The following is an 18,623-nucleotide window of genomic DNA, read 5'->3' as shown; positions in this document are numbered from 1 at the left end:
GGTCCGATGCCGAACGTCGGGTATGCCACGATTCAGATCATCCCGTCCGTGCGGGGTATCTCCGATGAACTGCGCCGACAGCTCGGCGGCCCTGCTGCGGATGCGGGCGAGCAGGCCGGCCGGGAATCCGGGGGTCGGTTCGCCGATCGGTTCAAGGCAGCCCTGGCGGTGGGCGGGGCGGCGGCTGGCGCAGTCCTCGCTGCAGCAACGATCAGCGCCATCGAGAAGGAAAAGCTGTCGGACCGCCTGTCCGCGCAACTAGGCCTCACGGGCAAGGGCGCGGAGAAGGCGGGGAAACTCGCCGGGACCTTGTACTCGAAGGCGGTCGTCGGCTCCTTCGAGGAGGGAGCCGCCGCCGTCCGCGCCGTCATGGGCTCTGGGCTGATCCCGGAGAAGGCCACTTCTGAGGCCATCGAGGCCATCACCACGAAGGTCTCAGACCTGGCGACGACGTTCAACCAGGACCTCGGCGGGGCTGCCAATGCGGCCGCCCAGATGATCCGCACCGGCCTCGCCCAGGATGCACCGCAGGCCCTGGACCTGTTGACCAAGGGGCTGCAGTCGGGGGCGGACAAGGCCGGAGACTTCCTCGACACGATCAACGAGTACGGAACCCAGTTCCGCAAGGCGGGCCTGGACGGCGCCTCCGCCATCGGCCTCCTCAACCAGGCCATCGCCGCCGGCGCCCGCGACAGCGATATCGCCGCGGACGCCATCAAGGAATTCAGCATCCGGGCCGTCGACGGCTCCAAGACCACCATCGACGGCTTCAAGCTGCTCGGCCTGTCCGCCGACGACATGGCCGCGAAATTCGCCGCCGGCGGCAGCTCCGCCAACGGGGTCCTGGACCTCACCCTCGACAAACTGCGAGGCGTCAAGGACCCAGTCATCCAGAGCGCCGCCGCGGTCAGCCTCTTCGGCACGCAGGCAGAGGACCTGGGCGCCGCGCTGCTGGCAATGGACCCCTCGACGGCTGCTGCCGGACTCGGGCAGGTCGAGGGCGCCGCCAAGGCGGTCGGCGACACCATCCGCGACAACACATCCACTGAGCTGGCGACGTTGTCGCGCGAGCTGATGAGCGGCGTCGGCGTAGTCGTCGACGCGGTGATCCTGCCTGCCCTGCTGGGGCTCGTCACAGCCCTTCGCCGGGTCGACGACGTGCTGCGGCCGGTCATCGCCTGGTTCCGCGAGTGGGGAGCCTGGCTCCTCCCGGTGATAGTCCTCATCGGCGGGCTCACCCTGGCCCTTAACGCACAGGCCATCGCGACAGGCGCGGTGACGCTGGTGTTCTCGGCCTACCGGGCGGCCATCCTGATTGGCACCGCCGTGACCACGGGATTCGCGGGAGCTCAAGCCCTCCTCAACGCGGTCATGGCCCTCAACCCGATCACGCTCATCGTGATCGCCCTGCTCGCCCTCGGCACCGCACTGGTCGTCGCGTACAAGAAGTCGGAGACCTTCCGGGCTGTCGTGCAGGCGGCGTGGGAGGGCATCAAGACGGCGGCCCTGTGGGTCTGGGAGACCATCCTCAAGCCCCTCTTTGCAGGGTTCATGATCGGGCTGCGTGCCATCGCGGACGCTGCGACCTGGCTCTGGGGCGTTCTTCAGCCGGTCTTCTCGTTCATCGGAGCGGCAGCCAGGATCCTGGCGACGATCATCCTTACGGTCCTGATTACGCCTATCGTCTTCGCGGTCAAGATTCTTGGGGCGATTTTCGGATGGCTGTGGGACACCGTCCTCAAGCCGATCTGGAACCTGATCGCTGCCGGGGCCCTCTGGCTGTGGAACAACGGCATCAAGCCAGCCTTCGATCTCATCATGGCCCAAGTCAGGAACGTGGCAGCACTCTTCAACTGGCTGTGGACCAGCGTCCTCAAGCCCGTGTGGAACTACATCGCAGGGTTGATCGCGGAGAAGTGGCAGCAGATCAAGTTCGTCTTCGACGTGCTGGTCGCCTACGTGAAGAGCGTCCTGATCCCCATGTTCATGCGCTTCTGGAATGACACGATCAAGCCCGCGTGGGAAGGCATCAAGGGCGTCATCGCGAATGCCTGGAACAACGGCATCAAGCCCATCTTCGACCTGCTCAGCAGGGGAGTCGACAGGGTCAAGGACTCCTTCAACAACGGCATCAGCGGTATCGGGCAGATCTGGGACAGGCTCCGCGAAATCACCCGCAAACCAGTCCAGTTCGTAATCGATACCGTTTACAACAACGGAATTCGCAAGGTCTGGAACACCATCGCCGAGTTCACCGGAGCCGGGAAGCTCGGTGCGCTGACGTTCGCAACTGGTGGCGCCGTATTCGGAGCAGGCACCGCAACATCAGACTCGATCCCCGCCCTCCTCTCCAACGGTGAGCACGTCTGGACGGCGAGGGAGGTGCGGGGTGCGGGCGGACACTCCGCCGTAGAGGCTCTGCGCGCTCGCGCCACACGGAGTGGCACCGCCTTCGCCAAGGGTGGGGCGGTCGGCATTCCCCGGTACGCGGAGGGGGGTATCGTCGACTGGCTGTCCGGCACCGCCAAGAAGATCGGCGGAGCGATCATGTCGGGCATCGACTTCCTCTCCAGCCCTGGGAAAGTCTGGGACACAGCCACGAAGTTCCTGCGGGACCAGATCAACTCGGGCCTCTCGGGATCTCAGTGGGCACAGGCCCTGTCGCAGTTCCCGATCAAGATGCTGCAGAGCCTGAAGAACAAGGTCATTTCGGCAGCGGAAGGCCTTACTGGCGGACCCGCCTCGGGGAACGTCGCAGCCGCCATGGGATTCGCCCGGTCGCAGGCAGGCAAGCCCTACCAGTGGGGCGGCGCAGGCAATCCGAGCTGGGACTGCTCTGGCTTCATGTCCGGCATTCAGAAGGTCATCGAAGGCCGGTCGCCGTTCGGACGGCTGTGGTCCACGTTCTCATTCCAAGGAAACACCGCTCCGGCCGGCTGGCACCGCAACCTCCGCAGCCCGTTCATGATCGGCATCACGAATGACGGAGTCGGGCACACGGCCGGCACCATCGGCGGGATGAACGTCGAAAGCCGCGGCGGTGACGGCGTTGTCGTCGGCGCGCGGGCGCGAGGGTACAACTCGGCCCTGTTCCACGACCGGTATGGATTCGCGCCCGCCCTCAGGAAATATGACGAGGGGGGATGGCTGCAGCCGGGCCTGACCCTCGCCCACAATGCGACGGGGAAGCCCGAGCCAATCCTCACCAGCGGGCAGTGGAATGCGCTCAGCCGCAGCTCCGGCGGACTCGCTCCCGGTGACCAGCTCACCCTCGTCGTCGAGGGGGCAGCCTTCCATGCCTACATCGACGACCGGGCAGATGGGCGTGTGACCGCCGGCGCCCGTCAGCTGCTGGAGACCGTGCGCCCCGGACGGAAGGGGTAGACATGGCAATCCCCGGGAACCTCCTGTCCGCCGTTACCGAGTCAGTCGACCCCAACACGTCAGGTTGGGTAGCCAAGAACAACTGCACCATTTCCAAAGGGACCGGAGGCCGCAACGGTGACGGAACCCTTCGCCTGTACAGCCTGACCGTCGGCGAAATGTCAGCCCGCACTGCGGCGTCCTACCCGGTGACAGCGGGCCAGGAGTATCAGGCGTTCGCCGACGGATCAGGCTCCTCGATCCCTGAGCGGATCGGGATCCGCTGGATGACGGCAGGCGGCAGCGAGATCAGCACCACCTGGTCACTGACCACCGCTGCCGCCTCCGCCACCTGGCACCGCATCTCCGTCGCAGGTATAGCCCCCGCGACAGCGGCCTCGGCGCAGGTGGTCGTCGCCGTGACCGCCACCGGTACCGGCATCGTCAACCACTTCGAAAACTTCTATCTCGGCCTTCCCATGCGGACGACTGGCAATCTGCTGTCCTTCGACGCCGAAACCCTTGAGTCCGCCACCCTGCGGTGGGTCGCCGAAACAAACTGCACGATCGCTCGTTCCGTGCCGGTCGTGTCCTGGCCTGTCGATTTCTATCTGGCCGGCGGCCACGTGCTGGCCCTGACCGTCACTGCGAACGGCAACGCGTCCGCGAAGGTCACGGAGACTCCCGTAGCGACGCCGGGAACCGAATACATCGGCTACTGCTACCTGAACCCCCCCACGAGCGGCTCAACCGTCTGGGTCGAGCTCCGCTTCTACAACGCGGCGAACAGTTTGCTGTCCGCCACGCGCTCCAACCTGGCAGCACCAGGCACCAGCTACTACCAGCAGCGCGTCTCGGCGATTGCCCCGGCGACCACTTCCTACGCCACGCTCGCCGTCGGCATCACCTCCGGTACGGCTGCCCAGGTCATGCGGGTCGACGGAGCCGTCATCGCGACGGCGCCCGTCATCCGGCAGGGCTCCGTCGTGCCCTATGCCGACGCCTCCTTCGAGAAGGACGCCGCGGGCTGGACGGTCCCGAGCGGCGTGGCGACCCTCGCGCGCTCCACACCATGGGGCGCCTACTTCATGGACGGCGCCTATGCGCTGACCGTCTCTTCTGCGACGGCCACTGCCAGCGTCCTGCGCAGCGCCAAATTCCCCGTCGGTGCCGCCGACGGCCTGTCCTTTCGCCTGCAGCTAGCGGAGAACGTCACCGCAGGCGGCTGGACCATTAGCCGTGGTGTCCGCTGGTACGACGCGGCCAACGCCGACCTCGGCCTCACGGCCGGCGGCACGACTGCCGTCCCCACCCCCAACTGGTGGTTCCTCAGCAACGACTTCACGGCCCCCGCAGATGCAACGCAGGCGGCCATTGAGCTGACTCTGACGGCCACGGCCGCATCGTCGGTCATCCGCATTGACCAGGTCGCGCTCTGGGAGGCGCTGCCACTCACCGAGGTCAGCGCCGACAACGAGACGGCCAGTATCACCCTCACCTTGCGGGAGCTGGACGTCGGGTATCTGCTGACCGTCTGGCGGGTGCTGGCCGACGGATCGAGGACCCTGGTTCGCGGGCCGAACGGTCTCATCTCCCAGGATCCCATCACCTCGGACCAGGTGGTGATCGAAGACTACGAGGCGCCCCTGGACACGTCCGTCACCTACTACATACAGACGGTGGCGTCAGTCGGTGCTGCCGTCGCGTCCCGCACTACCGACGCAGCCGTCATCGCATCGGGGGATCCCAACTACGCTTGGCTGAAAGATCCGGGATCACCTCAGCGCAATCGCAAGGTCATGATGGCGCAGGCTCCCAGCTGGCAGCGGCCTATCCAGGCGGCCGCCCACAGGGTGCGAGGTCGACGCAACGCGGTCACCTTTTCGGACGTCCGCAGCGGCTTGGAGGGGGAGCTCTCCATTCACACGGAGACCGACGAGGAGCGGGCCGCGCTCCACCTCCTGTTGGACAGCGGCACGGTCCTGCTCTGGCAGGCCGCTCCCGGGCACGGTGTCGACGACATGTACGTCAGCATCGGAGCGGTCACCGAAGACCGAGGCGGTGGCCGGGCGGATGATTCCTGGCGGACGTGGAATCTGCCGGTCACCCAGACCGACATGCCGACCACTGTGGGAGTCGCCGGGTCCGCAGGCCGCACCTGGCAGGACATCCTCAGCGAGAACGGCACATGGGCGGACGTGCTGTCGCGCCACAGCACCTGGGAAGACGTGCTGCTCGACCAGTGAGAGGGGGTTGCGATGTATCCAGTGTCCGACCGGTTCATCGCGGCCCTCGCCGAGAGCCACGTCGTCATCACCAAGGTCATCCTGTTCCGTGCCGCCGGCGGCAGCGAAACGCTGGATCACAGCGGGGGAAGCGTCTCCGTCGACCTGAATTCGGTGGCCAGGCGCACTTGCTCGGTCACGCTGGCAGATCCGGCGCTGATCCCCAGGACTGCCTCGGACAAGGCATCCACCTACGGGGCCCGCCTGCGGATTCTGCGCGGTGTTCGCTACAACGACGGCGCCGAGGAGCTCGCCCCCCTGGGGATCTTCAGATTGGACGAGGTCAGCGGCGATGTCGATGACGGGCCCGTCACCCTGTCCGGCAAGAGCCTCGAAGTGATCGTGTCCGACGACAAGTTCACCGCCCCGTACCGCGCGAGCGGCACAGCGGTAGGGGCGATCACTGCCCTGATCCACCGCTCGCTCCCGGACGCCGAGATCAATTCTTCCGGGGCCGTTGACGCCACGATCGGTGCACGCACTTGGGACATCGAGGCCGATCCTTGGGCCGCCGTCCTCGAGCTGGGCGCTGCGATCGGCGCCGAAGTCTTCGTCGACCCCGAGGGCGTCTTCACTATCGCCGAGCTGCCGGAACTGCTGTCCACCGCACCGGTGTGGACCGTGGCGGCCGGCGAGGGCGGCACCTACGTGAAGGCCGACCGAGGTATGAGCCTCGACGGTGTCTACAACGGCGTCCTCGCCCGCGGCGAGAACACCGAAGAGGGAGTCGCGCCAGTGTCGTCGCTGGTCGTGGACTCGGACCCCGGCAGCCCGACCTACTGGGACGGCCCTCTGGGGCATCGGCCAACCTTCGTCACCTCTCCCACCCTGATCACGACGCTGCAGTGCACGCAGGCCGCTACATTGAAGTTGCGGTCCGCGTCCGCCTCCAACGCGACGGCCGACGTCACGTGCCTGCCGAACGCGGCCTTGGCCCCCGGAGACGTGTTGCGTGTGCTCTACCCGGATGGGACGTCTGAGCTGCATCAGGTCGCGGCCTTCGACGTGCCGCTGAGCGTCGAGGGTCTGTGCACGCTCCGCACCATCTCAGCACAGGAAGACTCGTGAGCAGCGGTTCCAGCGCCAGCGCCGGCTCCCAGGCTCAACGCATTTGGGCCGACGTGGCTGACGCTCTCCAAGGGCAGGTCCAGCAGGCCAGCGACCAAAGTCCGAGCATCCGGGGCGCCGATTGGCGTCTCGCCGTGGTCGACAGCATCGGCACTACCGGAACCGTCACCACCACCGACGGCATCATCGCCCGCCGCGCAGCCGATTACCTGTCCCCGACGGTCGGCGACACCATCGTCGTCACCGCGTCCGGCTCCGGAAACTGGCTGGCCCTGGGGAAAATCACCCCCACCACCACTGCCGGGACGTGGCAGGCGCTCACCTATAACGGCAGTTGGGCCGCCTGGGGACCCCCCTACGGGGCCCCTGCCTACCGGATCAACGACGACGGAACTGTCTCGCTTTCGGGGCTGGCGAGAGCGCCGGCATCCACCACCAGCACCTCCACCATCGCCACCCTGCCCGCGGCGGCCCGGCCACCGGTCCTGGTGCGCTGCACGTGCATGATCTCGACCGGCAACGCATCCCCTCTCGAGATCACGACCGGCGGCCTGCTGCAGATCACCGACTTCAACGGCACCGCCGTCTGGGCGGCGCTTGAGGGCATTAGCTACCGCATCACCTAGGAGAGGGGGGCCGGTGCCCACCACCGACGCCTTCGGTCAAGGCATTCAGATCTCGTCCCTCACGGACCCGCCGAATGCCGCCCTCATGGCCCAGAACCTGGCTGCCGTCGTACCCCAGACCGTCATGCGGTTCGCCTCGGCCGCCGCCAGGAACGCCGCCTTGACCAGCCCCGTCGCGGGCATGACTGCCTGGGTGACGGCCGAAGGTCTCCTGACCGTCTACAACGGCAGCGCCTGGGCCGGCGTGGCAACCACAGTGAAGCCGATGTTCATCGGCAAGCAGACCATCACGCAGTCTGTGGGTAACACCCTCTGGGCGCCCTTGTCGATGGACAGCGAGATACTCGACACCCATGGGGGGCACTCGACCATCACGAACAACACCCGGTACACCTGCCAGGTCGCCGGCTGGTACGACGTGCGTGGCCGAGCTGCCTTCGCCAACAACAACGTCGGCGCCCGCGGCGCCCGGATCCACCTGAACGGCAGCTTCATCCAGGGCGCCGCGAACCTCTGCTCCCCCGGCAACCTCGCCGGCGTCGTCGAGGTCAATCACATTCTGTACCTCGGAGTAGGCGACTACGTCGAGGTCGCGGGCGGACAGAACAGCGGCGGCAGCCTCTCGACCGCGTACAGCGGCGAAGCCGGATCCATGCTGTACGTCACCTACCTGGCCGCCTAGCCGCCAGCCCCCTTCCACCGCCCTGAGCCGTCCCGGCCGGGGCTTTCGCATGTCTGGAGGCCTCATGGCCAAGACCGGCCCACAGAAGTACCCCGACGCCTCGCTCTCCTACTGGTGGCAGACCGCCTACCCGGGCAATGCGATGGAATCCAACGTCGGCGTGCTGCACACCACCGAGGGTAGGACACTCCCCGACTACCGCGGCGGGCGCGATGCTCCCAACTTCACCGCGCTCCCGGACATCCCGAACCGCAAGATCAAGTGGTATCAGCACTTCGACTTCGACACCTCCAGCCGCGCCCTCATGAACCTTTCGGGGGGCGTGGAGACCAACACCGCCAACGCCGTGCAGATCGAGCTCGTCGGCACCTGCGACGAGCGGAACGCCGTCACCTGGGACGGCAAGCGCGCCGGCGTCGACTACATCTTCTGGCCCGCAGCCCCCGACTGGCTCCTCGCCGAACTCGCCAAGTTCGTCCGATGGGCCCACGACAACCACGGCATCCGCCTCGCCTCAGCCGTGACCTGGAAGGCCTACAACAAGGGCCAGGTCGGCGGCTCCTACGGCGCCAACGGGGTCCGCCTGTCCGGCGCCCAGTGGCAGGCCTATTACGGATGGCTCGGGCACCAGCACGTCCCAGAGAACGACCATGGCGACCCCGGAAACATCAACTTCACGCGCGTCCTAGCCCTGGCCGGCGGCGGCGCAGCCCAACCTACCCCTGAGGAGAACGGCGTGGCTCTTACCCAGGAACGCTCCGACAGCTGGAACGCCATGATCTGGGGCCTCAAGAACACCACCGAGGCCACCCTGGCCCGCCTGACTGCGCTCGAGACGCTAGTGAAGCTGCTCGCCGCCGACCAGGACCTCGACGAGTCGGCCATAGCGACGGCCGTTGAGAACGCTGTCGCCAAGGCACTCCGCGAGAACACCGTCGCCGTTGATGTCACCGTCCAGAACTCCAGTACCGCGAAGGGCTGACCATGATCTTCAAGAGAGAACCGGCGCTCTGGCTCGGCCTCGTCGCCATCGCCGTCAAGCTGCTCGCGGCCTTCGGGATGGACGTCTCAGCCGAGCAGCAGGCCGTCATCAACGCCGTCGCGTCTGCCCTCGTCGGCGTCATTCTTGCCGTCATGGCTGGCGATGCGATCGGCGCCGCCGTCCTCGGCTTCGCCCAGGCTGCTCTCGCCCTCGCCGTCGGTTTCGGCCTCGACTGGTCCGCCGAGCAGCAGGCAGTCGTCCTCGCCGCCGCAGCTGCGGTCGTCGCCATGTGGGACCGCACGCAGATCACCGCTCCGGTGCCGGCTATCGCCGCCCGCCGCCCACTCTCGGGCGTGTAGGTGGAGTGCCGGGCTGTCCGGCGGGCCCAACGTCTGCTGGGCCGCCGCGGCCGCTTCCTTCTCATCCTCGGCACCGGCAAGACCTGCTGGGGTGCGGGCATGATCGTGGACCCTCCGCAGACCACAGGCCTCGGCCTCCTGACCCGCATCGCCCCGCTCCATTGCTGGGCGTGGCTGTGGGTCATAGCCGGGATCGTCACCATGGTCTCAGCCTTCCTCCGCGTCGGCCGGGATCGCTTCGGATTCGTCGCTGCACTGGTGCCGCCGTCAGTGTGGGCGATCGCATACCTCGCTGCTGTCATGTCGGGCGAGTTCTCCCGCGGCGCCTACGTCGCCGTCTGGTACCTGACCTCCCACGTGGGGGTGATCATGTGGGCCGCGACGGTGCCCGAGCACTCCGTGCCCAGAGCTCTTCGCGCCCGGAGAGCAGAGGACGATGAGTGTCTGGGCAGCAGTGGTTACGGTCACGGCGGCGGTGCTTACGGTGATCGGCACGGTGTACACGGCGCGGCTGTCGAAAGCCGCGGCAACCACGTCGGCCGAGGCGACCCGCGTGGTGGCGGCCGTGCAAGCGGCACCAGCGCAGCGGGCGGAGGACCTGAAGGTCCTCCAGGCGACGGTGAGCCGGGTGGATGAGGAGAACGGCTCCCTCAGGGGCCGGGTCAGCAGGATCGAGTCCATCCTGCGCGCCTTCGCATGGACGACCGACCGATGGGCCCAACAGATGCACCACGCCGGCATTGAACCCGAGCCCGTGCACCCGCTGGTCGAGGAGTACAACCGGACGGGAGTGTGATGAGCGATTCCGAGCCCGACCCCCGGCCCGCAACGCCCCGAAGGCAGCCGCATATGGCCGACGTCGAGACGCTCGTCGACATGGGCATCCTCGAAGAGCAGCCCCAGCCGCCCTCGGACGTGCCCCCTGCGCCACCCGCCGAGGAGCAGGCGAATCGGCTCGCCCTTGATACAGCTCTCGCTGAAGCCGGCGTAAACAAGGGAGCCTCCGATGCGGAGGCTGTCACCGCGCTCGCCCAGATGGACGCAGCTACGGTCGCGGCCGTCGCCTCCTGGGTCAAACACAAGAAGAAAGACTTCGGCGCCAAGTGACAACGCCCCCACCCCTCGCGGGTGGGGGCGTTCTGCTGTGTCAGGGGGCCAGTTCCTTCTTCACCTGGGCGACCTCCGGGCCGGAGTCCTGTGCGGGAACCTTCCAGCGGAAGGCAGCCCCCGCACCGTCGGTGTAGACGAGCGTCCCGCCGGCCTGCGCCTTGGCCAGGTCGAAGACAGCCGCATCCCAGACCCAGCTACCCGGCTGGATCGGTCCCCCCGCGTTGAAGCTTTTCGCGACGACGTTGTAGGCCTCGCCGTTGCCCTGCTCGATGGCCTGCCCGTCAGGGGCGATCCAGCTCCATCCGCCACCACCGGCAGGCGCCGCCTGGGCCGCTGCCACAGCCGTCGTAGGCCTGGCCTTGAAGGTAATGAAGGCGAACTGCTCCCGCGTGGGCTTGTCGAAGGTGCTTCCTGGCTGCAGGTAGGTCACCGACGTAGGGGTGAGCTCCAGCCGTCCCGTCCCGTCGGAGCCGACCGTCTCGGCCGCGGCTCCCAGCTCGAGGGCCGGGGGCGACGAGGATGCAGCTGGCGCCGGCGCTCCCGCACCCGCCGAAGGCGGCGCGGCAGCTTCGGGCTTGCCGCTTCCGCAGCCGGAGGCCGCAGCGAGGAGGAGCAGAGTGGCAGGGAGTGTACGCAGGCGCATGGTGACCCCAGAAGTCGATGAGGTCGCGACCGTATCGCCGACGGGGACGGCGCCGGGGGCGTGTTGCGGAATCGCGACCTCCGACGGGCAGAGGCAACCCCTGTAGAACGCGGCCCGGTTGAGAGGCGGGCCCCGGATAAGATGCCATATCGACGTCCAAAATTGATAGGATTGGGCGTCCCCAAGCGCGCCCCGCCCACTGCCCTTCGGAGGGACCAGTGCCCAACTTCAAGCGGATCACGGAAGCCGACCTGTCCACGCTGACCCGAAAACAACTCCTCGATCGGTTCGACAAGGAGGGCGCCTACTGGGACCGGAAGTGTCGGCGGGGCCTGAGCGAGGCCGACGCTGCCGCTCACCGCGAATATGGGCGTCTGCTTCACCTGGCGATCGATCCCTGCAAGGCGATGGACGAGCTTGCTGGCTACCTCAAGGGCAACGGGCGCCTCGGTTACTGGCAGGAGAAGCCGCTTCCGTGACGGACCTCCTCCCGCACTCGACGAGCACGGCCCCCGCTGCCTACGACCCGGCGACCCTCGCCGTCCTCGCCGCCATGGAACAAGCCGCCGAGGAACACCTCGACGCCATCCGCCCCCACAACACCAAGCGCGGCTACGCCAACGACTGGAACCTGTGGGCCGAGTTCCACGGCTGGCTCGCCGAACGCACCGGCCACCAGCTGCCCCTGACCGCCGTCACCAAGGGCACGCTCGTCGGCTTCGTCGTCTGGCTCGACACGGTGAAGCTCGCGGCGCCATCCAGCATCGACCGACGCATCACCGGCGTCACCGTGACCGCGCGGGCCCAAGGCGTCGAAGTTCCCAAGCAGGCCACGGAGGCCGCCCGGCAGGCGCTCAAGCCGATGAAGGCCGACCCCGAACGGCTCGCCCGCGGCCGAGGCAAGGCCGCCGCCGTCACGCCCGAGCAGCTCCAGCGGATGCACGCCGCCGCACCGGCCAGCCTCGCCGGACTCCGCGACCGCGCGCTCTGGCTCATGGCGTTCGGGATCGCCGGCCGGTCCGCCGAGGTCGCTGCCCTCCGCGCCGACGGCATCACCCACGTCAGCCAAGGCCTCGACGTCCACGTCCCCAGCGTCAAGGGCCGGCCTGCTCGAGACGTCGTCGTCGCCTACGGCAAGAACCCCGATACCTGCCCCGTCCGAGCCTGGCTCACCTGGCGGGCCGCGGCGGGCATCACCGCCGGGCCAGCCTTCCTGCCCATCAGCGTCCATGGCGCCCTCGGCAGCGACGGCCTGTCCCCAGCGGCCTGCCGGGAGATCATCGCCCGCAGCGCCGAACGAGCAGGCATCGCCGTCAGGCTCACCGGACACAGCATGCGGGCCGGGTTCATCACCGTCAGCCGCAAGGCCGGCAAGCGCGAAGAGAAGATCCGCGCGCAGTCCGGGCACGCCGCCAACAGCCCCGTGTTCTGGGGCTACATCCAGGAAGCCGACCGGTGGGCCGACGCCGCGTCGGACGACATCGGCATCTAACGGAGGAACCGTGACTGAGCCCCTGGACCTTCCTTCGTGGCACCTCTGGGCCTGGCTGCTCCGACACGGCGCCGACCCCGAGAAGGCGACGGAGCTGATGAACGGATATGCCCACGAGCTGGCTGAGCGGATCCGCGAGCACGAGTACGACGCTGGTGAGGTCGGTCCCGTACATCTCGCGTTCCAGGCGGCAGCGGACGTCATCGATCCGAGCGCCTAGGACTCAACAAGACGTTATGCGTTACACCGAGGAGGGTGCATGAAGGTCATCATCGACGGCAGGTGGGAGCTTGACCTGACGGCGCCGCCCCGTGTCGGCGAACTCGTCGCAAGTGGCGGGAGAGCCGACCGTGTTGCCGAAGTCGTCTGGTTCATGCCGGATGAGTTCGACGATGAGGTGCGCGTGCACGTCCAGCTGGAATCGAAGGAGGCGCAGTGAGCTACCGCCCGTACCCGAACGCCGACCGCGCACGACGACAGGTTGCCCGGCATGCGCAGCCGCCGCGCGAGTCGCTCCCGCCGTGGGCGGCGAAGATCGTCAGCGCCTACGAGCCGGGCGCTTGGCATCCTGACGCGATCTTCGATCCGGAGACGAAGCGGTTCATCCTCTGGCCTGCCGCCTGACTGTCTGCCCGTTGTCGGCGCCCGCTACCAACCGGTAGCGGGCGCCTCGTCGTTGGGCCTACGACACAGGGAGTGGTTTCTTACGCTGCGTCACCCAATCGGCGTAGAATCTCGCCTGCCGGGATGCATATGCGCCCTGGAACGAGATCAGCCCCCGCGCGGATGTAGGGTCCGCCGAGGGCTCGAAGATCATGGAGGTCAGCTCCACGTGATATCTCACCCCAACAGTAACCTGCCCGCGGCACCTGGTGCCACATCGGGGGCAAGCCCGTTCGACCAGATCCGGCGCGAGGACGAGATCGGCGAGTACTGGCTGGCCCGCGACCTGCAGCCCCTCCTTGGGTACGCCCGCTGGGAGGACTTCAAGCACAGCATCGAACGCGCGAAGCAGGCCATCACGAACACCGGTCAGGCCGCTCACCTGCACGCTTCGGAGCGCCCCGAAGCGTCCGGCAACACCTTCCGCAGCAACTACCGCCTCTCCCGGTACGGCTCGTACATGGTGGCCATGAATGGCGACCCACGGAAGGTCGAGGTGGCCGCGGCGCAGACCTACTTCGCCATCCAAACTCGCCGAGCCGAACTCGCCCCCGAGCCCAGCCGACCCATGTCCGAGCTGGAGATGGCCCGCCAGTACGTCATGGCTCTGGAGCGCGAGGAGCAGGTGAAGGCCGAGCTGGCCATCGCCGCACCGAAGGCCGGCAAGTGGGATGAGTTCCTCAACGCCGAGGGCCTGTGCGGCATGACCGAGCTCGCCGACCTCCTCCACACCGATGTCCGGACCCTGACGGGGTGGATGGTCGATGTCGGCTGGTTCAGGAAGCAGACGTCGAGGGCGGGCGGGAATAGGAACCTGCCGCGGAAGCCGCTCCAGGATGCCGGTTCGTTCGTCGTCAAGCAGGAGACGAAGAACGGGTTCAACTTCCCTGTCGCCTACGCGACGGCTAAGGGCATCGACATGGTGGTCGACGTCTGGCCCAAGCGCGCCGCCGCCTAGCTCGCCCTGACGCCCGTCTCCGCATTCAGCGGGGGCGGGCGTTCCCGCATCCGAAACTCCGCTTGTCATATGCCTACCGCCGCGCCCGCCTGCGGGTCTACGGTGCTGCCATCGGACCTGACCATCCCGGGCCCGTCGCCCTCCCGGCTCCCCACGGGAGGGTCGTCGCGCGCTCAGGCCGCGTCGTACTCGTGCGGCTGTCCGCCCTGCCAGGCGATGACCTCCGAGTCCCCGAGGACCAGCTCCTCCGGGTCGGGGACCTCGATGCGCCGTAGGAACTCGATCAGGTCCGAGTCTGAGTAGGCGATGCCGAGGACGGTGTCGACGCCCTGGATGCGGATCACGACCCGCCGGCCACCGGACGGGAAGATGCGGTGCACGAGGATCGGCGCGTGGTCCATGCCTTCAGCCTGCGACGGGTCTGCTAGTCCAGCACGCCGAGCGCGGTGTCCGGCCGGCACTGGACGCAGGCCTCGACGCCCTCGGCGAGGGCCCGGCGGGCGGTGTCCTGGTCGGCCGGCTTGCAGCGGGTGCGCGTGTCCCAGCAGCCGCCGAGGTGGACACGGACTGGGGGCCGGCCGGCGCCGATGCCGTGCTCGATCAGCCAGTCGGGTGGCGGAGGGGGCGGCTGCCGGTGGGCCTCGGCCTCCTGGAGCCGCTCCTCAGCAGCGATCCAGTCGCGGGTCCGGGCCAGGTCCTGCACCTGCACCCGCTCGAGGAAGCGGAGCTGGGCGAGGCGCGAGGCGGCAGAGTCGGACACAAGTTCGATTCTACGCCTCGATGCCGCCCGCGCTGTCAGTGCCCACCGCTAGCATGGACACATCACATTCGAGCGATTGCCTGCTGGGCGCAGACGCTGCTCGTACCGCCCCACCGGCCCTTCGGGGACAGCGACCGGCGGGGCGGGCCCACGTCTACGCCTCCGGCTGCGGCTCGGGGTAGCGGGCAGCCTTCTTCACCGCAGCCTCGAGGGCGTTCCGCGGCTCGCCAATCTCCTTCGCGTAGGCCGTCACCGCGGACTGCACCTCGCCGGCCCGGTCGCGCCACTCAGCCCACACCTCGTCGGTAGGGTTCTCGCGGACCTGGGCGTGCGCGTGATCCGAGGCGCGCTGGAGGTCGATCAGTTCGGCGGGGGGTTCGATAGCCACCGGTCGATCCTAGGCGGGGAGCCTCCTCTCGACGGCAGCGCCACCCCGCCGTCGGAGTCGGCCAGGCTAGCGGCCCCCCGTTCCCCCTGACCGGCCGGCCATCCAGCGCCCGTACCAGGCCATCAGTTGATACGTCGACCGCATCCCCAGCCGGGTACGCGCCTCCTTCAGGTCCGCAGTCACCTGGCGAGGGCTAATGCCGATCCGGTGAGCGATGACCTCCTGGTCGTAGCCGGCGGCCATGTCGCCCAGGATCTTCAGCTGCCGCTCCGACAGCGCCTCCGTGTCCCACGCGAGAGACTCTTTCCACGTGTAGGACGACTCCCACAGGTACGTGTACACCTGGCGGGCCCAGGCCACGACGGCGCGGTCGGTGATGTGGCAGCCTGCGGCCGGGGGTGGCGTCGACTTCCTGTAGTCATCAATGAAGAGGTCGCTCCCGTCCACGATTAACGTGCGGATGAAGGGGCGACGGTGGATGCGGACTCCACCTCCCTCGCCGATGAACTCCTCGACGTACTCGCGGGTGGCCGGGTCATTGAGCGCGGCCGGCCCATACAGGAGCCGCACCGTGACTCCTCGGCGGAGGAGTGCGAGGCTGCGCTCCAGCCCGGTCTGGAGGGACTTCGGATCCCGCTTCGCTCGGGGGATGGGCTGCGCCGACAGGCATTCGACTGTGGCCCGGGAGGAGGCTTCCCCGATGCGGGTGTCCATCTGAGTCATTGTCTGCAGCAGCTCACTCGAGGGCTCCCCGCGCCTCGGCTCCGGCTCGTAGGCGGTCCGCAGCGTCTCCAGTTGGGGTAGGAGTCGCAACTGCTCAGCCAGCGTAGCCAGCTCCTTGTATCGCGCTTCGAGCAGCTTCTGCTGGACATCGCGAGGGTCGAGGGCAACGGGGCGGCCGTCCGCGTAGGGACTCTGGACGACGAGGCCGAGGCGCAGCAGCCGCTCGGGGGCCTCCAGGGCTTCCCCGGCTGCGACGGTCTTGTAGTCGTCGATGTCGCTGGAGGTGAGCGGCAGGATGGGTCTGTCCGCGTCGTTGTCGGTCGGCATGGCCCCCCGTTTCCAAAAAGCGCAGTGCGGATAGTGACATCCCATCGAGTCTGGACGCAGGCACATGCACATGGCAATGTTTCGAACCGGAACGGGCGAGCGGTCGCCTGTTCGAATCGGGAGGGGTTGAAGATGATCGCCAAGCGCCTAGCCCTGGCCGCAGCAGCACTGGCCGCCGCTGCTCTGTTTGCCGTACCCGCCGCAGCCGACGAAGTCCCCGCTCCGCCGGCCTCCGAGGCCGTCGTCACCGACATCGGCTGGGGCGTCGCACCCGCCGAGCCGACCCCGACCCCGACGCCCACCCCCACGCCGACGTCGAACGACATCGGCTGGGGATAGATCGCCTGATCTCATCCCGCTCGTCGTGCGGCGGTGCGGCGAGCGGGATGCCCATGCAACACAACGTGTGCATATATGCGCGCTACGTCTATCGCTCCGGCATATGACGCGGCAAGATAGAGACCCCGCCCGCTGGCCGAAAACGGGCGGCTGAAGCGTGGCGCTACGGCAGGAAGTCCTTCGCTGGCACACGAAGGGCGTGCGCAACCATCAGCAGCGCGCTGATGCGCGTGTCGTGGGTTCCGGCCTCGAGTCGCTGCAACGTGGAGCGGTCGACGCCCGAGATCTCCACCAAGCGCTCTTGTGTCCAGCCTGCGTCTATCCGGGCGCAGCGCACGCGGTCAGCGACAACCCTGCGGGCGTCGAGCACCCACTGGGGCAGTTCTTTCGGCACCCCAAAACGCTCGACCGTTCATGATCGTTTGTCAGCATCAAATGTGAAGCATTTTGTGATCTTGCTCTATCGGCCGACCGAAAGGCGGCGGATGTGAGGTGCAGGCTCGGCCGGCTGGGTCCAATCCCTGGCTGGGCCGAGGGTCACCCGGCTGCACTGGCACCCCAAGTACCGGCCGCCGGGTGACCCGCGGATGTCCGTCTAGGCGTGACGGGCATCCGCTCCGACGAGTGAATAGCACCGGTGCGCACCGGCGCGAGTTGCTCGTCGGCCGAATATGCCGAAGCCGGGCGCACCCGTACCCCTCCAGGTACCCCGCCCGGCTTCGGTCTGCGTCTGGGCAGGAAGTGGGAGGAGTGGGAGACGACTGGGAGATGAGCACGGGGAGAACCGTCGAAGCGGATCGAGATTCATCTAGATGTATCCACTTGACGTCCAGGTCGAGGCGGGCTCATGTCTGGGTCTGGACGCCGATCGCGATTCGAAAATGGTGCCCCGGGATCACGTCCTGGGGCACCACCTTCTGGGCTCACTTAGCGATGAACCTGCAGATCAGGAGCCCGACTCACCCGCGTGCGGGCTGAGCACGCCCATGCCGATGAGCGCGAACAACGCGATGCCGAGCAGGATCCGGTAGATGACGAAGGGCATGAAGCTCTTGGTGGAGATGAATTTCATGAACCATGCGATGACCGCGTAGCCGACGAAGAAGGCGATCACCGTGGCGAAGACCGTCGGCCCCCAGGAGATGTGCCCGGGGTTCTCCACCACGTCCTTGATCTCGAACGCGCCGGAGGCCAGCACGGCCGGGATGGCCAGGAGGAAGGAGTACCGGGCCGCCGCCTCACGGGTGAAGCCGAGCAGCAGACCGCCGGAGATCGTGGCACCGGACCGGGAGACGCCCGGGATCAGCGCCATCGCCTGGCACAGCCCGAAGATCAGCCCGTCCTTGACCCCCAGTTCCCGGAGCGTCTTGCGCTGCTTGACCACCCGGTGCCGGCCGCCCTCCTCGTCGCGGGAGGCCAGCCAGTCGGCGAACCCGAGGACGAGGCCCATCACGATCAGCGTGGTCGCGGTCAGCCGCAGGTCGCGGGCCGGGCCGGTGATCTGGTCCTTGAACAGGACGCCCAGGACACCGATCGGGATCGAGCCGACGATGACCAGCCAGCCCATCTTGGCGTCCTGTTCGGAACGCAGCGCCTTGGTGTACAGGGAGCGGAACCAGGTGGAGATGATCCGCGCGATGTCCTTGCGGAAGTAGATCAGCACGGCGGCCTCGGTGCCGATCTGGGTGATGGCCGTGAAGGCGGCACCCGGATCGTGCCAGCCGGCGAAAGCCGCGGTCAGCCGCAGGTGCGCGCTGGAGGAGATCGGGAGGAACTCCGTAAGCCCCTGGACGAGACCGAGGATTAGGGATTCGAACCAGCTCATGTCGGGGTGCGCTCGTCCTTGTGATCGTCG

Annotated in this window: 23 protein-coding genes; 16 read left to right on the top strand and 7 right to left on the bottom strand. The window is 67.7% G+C overall.

Annotated features, from left to right (window positions below; genetic code table 11):
• Positions 1 to 6: 6 nt before the first annotated feature.
• The 9 genes from ACFY7H_RS12915 to ACFY7H_RS12875 all read left to right on the top strand — a co-directional run bounded on the left by ACFY7H_RS12915 (position 7) and on the right by ACFY7H_RS12875 (position 10,472).
• Positions 7 to 3,384 (top strand): phage tail tape measure protein, encoded by a 3,378-nt coding sequence (locus ACFY7H_RS12915; protein ID WP_388937296.1) that lies wholly within the window; start codon positions 7 to 9, stop codon positions 3,382 to 3,384.
• Between the two features lie 2 nt (positions 3,385 to 3,386).
• Positions 3,387 to 5,609 (top strand): hypothetical protein, encoded by a 2,223-nt coding sequence (locus ACFY7H_RS12910; RefSeq protein WP_388937293.1) that lies wholly within the window; start codon positions 3,387 to 3,389, stop codon positions 5,607 to 5,609.
• Between the two features lie 12 nt (positions 5,610 to 5,621).
• Positions 5,622 to 6,716 carry a DUF5047 domain-containing protein gene (locus ACFY7H_RS12905; RefSeq protein WP_388937290.1) on the top strand — a complete coding sequence of 365 codons (1,095 nt, stop codon included), beginning with the start codon at positions 5,622 to 5,624 and terminating at the stop codon, positions 6,714 to 6,716.
• Complete coding sequence (locus ACFY7H_RS12900; RefSeq protein ID WP_388937286.1) at positions 6,713 to 7,342, top strand: hypothetical protein; 630 nt, start codon at positions 6,713 to 6,715, stop codon at positions 7,340 to 7,342. The genes ACFY7H_RS12905 and ACFY7H_RS12900 overlap by 4 nt, the downstream gene beginning before the upstream one ends.
• Before the next feature lie 13 nt (positions 7,343 to 7,355).
• On the top strand, positions 7,356 to 8,024 hold the full coding sequence (locus ACFY7H_RS12895; protein WP_388937283.1) for a hypothetical protein: 669 nt from the start codon (positions 7,356 to 7,358) through the stop codon (positions 8,022 to 8,024).
• Positions 8,025 to 8,088: 64 nt separating this feature from the next.
• The gene (locus ACFY7H_RS12890) at positions 8,089 to 9,006 is read left to right on the top strand and encodes a hypothetical protein (RefSeq protein ID WP_388937281.1); all 918 of its coding nucleotides are present in this window, start codon (positions 8,089 to 8,091) and stop codon (positions 9,004 to 9,006) included.
• A 2-nt stretch (positions 9,007 to 9,008) separates the two neighbouring features.
• A complete protein-coding gene (locus tag ACFY7H_RS12885) occupies positions 9,009 to 9,365 on the top strand; it encodes a hypothetical protein (protein WP_388937278.1) in 357 nt (118 codons plus the stop codon).
• 436 nt (positions 9,366 to 9,801) lie between these two features.
• Complete coding sequence (locus ACFY7H_RS12880; RefSeq protein ID WP_388937276.1) at positions 9,802 to 10,161, top strand: hypothetical protein; 360 nt, start codon at positions 9,802 to 9,804, stop codon at positions 10,159 to 10,161.
• 53 nt (positions 10,162 to 10,214) lie between these two features.
• Positions 10,215 to 10,472 (top strand): hypothetical protein, encoded by a 258-nt coding sequence (locus tag ACFY7H_RS12875; RefSeq protein ID WP_388937273.1) that lies wholly within the window; start codon positions 10,215 to 10,217, stop codon positions 10,470 to 10,472.
• Between the two features lie 40 nt (positions 10,473 to 10,512).
• On the opposite strand, the gene ACFY7H_RS12870 is transcribed toward ACFY7H_RS12875, so the two are convergent.
• On the bottom strand, positions 10,513 to 10,905 hold the full coding sequence (locus tag ACFY7H_RS12870; protein ID WP_388937270.1) for a hypothetical protein: 393 nt from the start codon (positions 10,903 to 10,905) through the stop codon (positions 10,513 to 10,515).
• A gap of 431 nt (positions 10,906 to 11,336) precedes the next feature.
• Here ACFY7H_RS12870 and ACFY7H_RS12865 point away from each other — a divergent pair, with 431 nt between their 5' ends.
• The 6 genes from ACFY7H_RS12865 to ACFY7H_RS12840 all read left to right on the top strand — a co-directional run bounded on the left by ACFY7H_RS12865 (position 11,337) and on the right by ACFY7H_RS12840 (position 14,231).
• Positions 11,337 to 11,597, top strand: coding sequence for a hypothetical protein (locus ACFY7H_RS12865; RefSeq protein WP_388937267.1), 261 nt, complete (start codon positions 11,337 to 11,339; stop codon positions 11,595 to 11,597).
• Positions 11,594 to 12,610, top strand: coding sequence for an integrase (locus tag ACFY7H_RS12860; protein ID WP_388937265.1), 1,017 nt, complete (start codon positions 11,594 to 11,596; stop codon positions 12,608 to 12,610). The genes ACFY7H_RS12865 and ACFY7H_RS12860 overlap by 4 nt, the downstream gene beginning before the upstream one ends.
• Positions 12,611 to 12,620: 10 nt before the next feature.
• Positions 12,621 to 12,830 (top strand): hypothetical protein, encoded by a 210-nt coding sequence (locus tag ACFY7H_RS12855; RefSeq protein ID WP_388937262.1) that lies wholly within the window; start codon positions 12,621 to 12,623, stop codon positions 12,828 to 12,830.
• A gap of 39 nt (positions 12,831 to 12,869) precedes the next feature.
• Positions 12,870 to 13,049 carry a hypothetical protein gene (locus ACFY7H_RS12850; RefSeq protein ID WP_388937260.1) on the top strand — a complete coding sequence of 60 codons (180 nt, stop codon included), beginning with the start codon at positions 12,870 to 12,872 and terminating at the stop codon, positions 13,047 to 13,049.
• The gene (locus ACFY7H_RS12845; protein WP_388937257.1) at positions 13,046 to 13,234 is read left to right on the top strand and encodes a hypothetical protein; all 189 of its coding nucleotides are present in this window, start codon (positions 13,046 to 13,048) and stop codon (positions 13,232 to 13,234) included. The genes ACFY7H_RS12850 and ACFY7H_RS12845 overlap by 4 nt, the downstream gene beginning before the upstream one ends.
• 208 nt (positions 13,235 to 13,442) lie before the next feature.
• The gene (locus tag ACFY7H_RS12840; protein ID WP_388937251.1) at positions 13,443 to 14,231 is read left to right on the top strand and encodes a phage antirepressor KilAC domain-containing protein; all 789 of its coding nucleotides are present in this window, start codon (positions 13,443 to 13,445) and stop codon (positions 14,229 to 14,231) included.
• Between the two features lie 173 nt (positions 14,232 to 14,404).
• Here ACFY7H_RS12840 and ACFY7H_RS12835 read toward each other — a convergent pair whose 3' ends face one another.
• The 4 genes from ACFY7H_RS12835 to ACFY7H_RS12820 all read right to left on the bottom strand — a co-directional run bounded on the left by ACFY7H_RS12835 (position 14,405) and on the right by ACFY7H_RS12820 (position 16,429).
• On the bottom strand, positions 14,405 to 14,632 hold the full coding sequence (locus tag ACFY7H_RS12835) for a hypothetical protein (protein WP_388937248.1): 228 nt from the start codon (positions 14,630 to 14,632) through the stop codon (positions 14,405 to 14,407).
• 23 nt (positions 14,633 to 14,655) lie between these two features.
• Positions 14,656 to 14,991: a DUF6233 domain-containing protein gene (locus tag ACFY7H_RS12830; protein WP_388937246.1), complete on the bottom strand. Its 336-nt coding sequence runs from the start codon at positions 14,989 to 14,991 to the stop codon at positions 14,656 to 14,658.
• A gap of 154 nt (positions 14,992 to 15,145) precedes the next feature.
• The gene (locus ACFY7H_RS12825) at positions 15,146 to 15,379 is read right to left on the bottom strand and encodes a hypothetical protein (RefSeq protein WP_388937243.1); all 234 of its coding nucleotides are present in this window, start codon (positions 15,377 to 15,379) and stop codon (positions 15,146 to 15,148) included.
• Between the two features lie 66 nt (positions 15,380 to 15,445).
• Positions 15,446 to 16,429, bottom strand: a complete 984-nt coding sequence (locus ACFY7H_RS12820) for a LuxR C-terminal-related transcriptional regulator (RefSeq protein ID WP_388937240.1) — start codon at positions 16,427 to 16,429, stop codon at positions 15,446 to 15,448.
• A gap of 132 nt (positions 16,430 to 16,561) precedes the next feature.
• On the opposite strand from ACFY7H_RS12820, the gene ACFY7H_RS12815 reads away from it, so the two are divergent.
• A complete protein-coding gene (locus tag ACFY7H_RS12815; RefSeq protein WP_388937238.1) occupies positions 16,562 to 16,768 on the top strand; it encodes a hypothetical protein in 207 nt (68 codons plus the stop codon).
• A 163-nt stretch (positions 16,769 to 16,931) separates the two neighbouring features.
• On the opposite strand, the gene ACFY7H_RS12810 is transcribed toward ACFY7H_RS12815, so the two are convergent.
• Both ACFY7H_RS12810 and ACFY7H_RS12805 read right to left on the bottom strand, forming a co-directional pair.
• Positions 16,932 to 17,162: a helix-turn-helix domain-containing protein gene (locus ACFY7H_RS12810; protein WP_388937236.1), complete on the bottom strand. Its 231-nt coding sequence runs from the start codon at positions 17,160 to 17,162 to the stop codon at positions 16,932 to 16,934.
• Positions 17,163 to 17,714: 552 nt separating this feature from the next.
• Positions 17,715 to 18,593, bottom strand: coding sequence for an undecaprenyl-diphosphate phosphatase (locus ACFY7H_RS12805; RefSeq protein WP_388937233.1), 879 nt, complete (start codon positions 18,591 to 18,593; stop codon positions 17,715 to 17,717).
• Positions 18,594 to 18,623: the final 30 nt, after the last annotated feature.

The sequence above is a fragment of the Streptomyces sp. NPDC012794 genome (assembly GCF_042901085.1).
Classification (GTDB): Bacteria; Actinomycetota; Actinomycetes; order Streptomycetales; family Streptomycetaceae; genus Streptomyces.
This window is presented reverse-complemented; position numbering and strand designations above follow the sequence as displayed.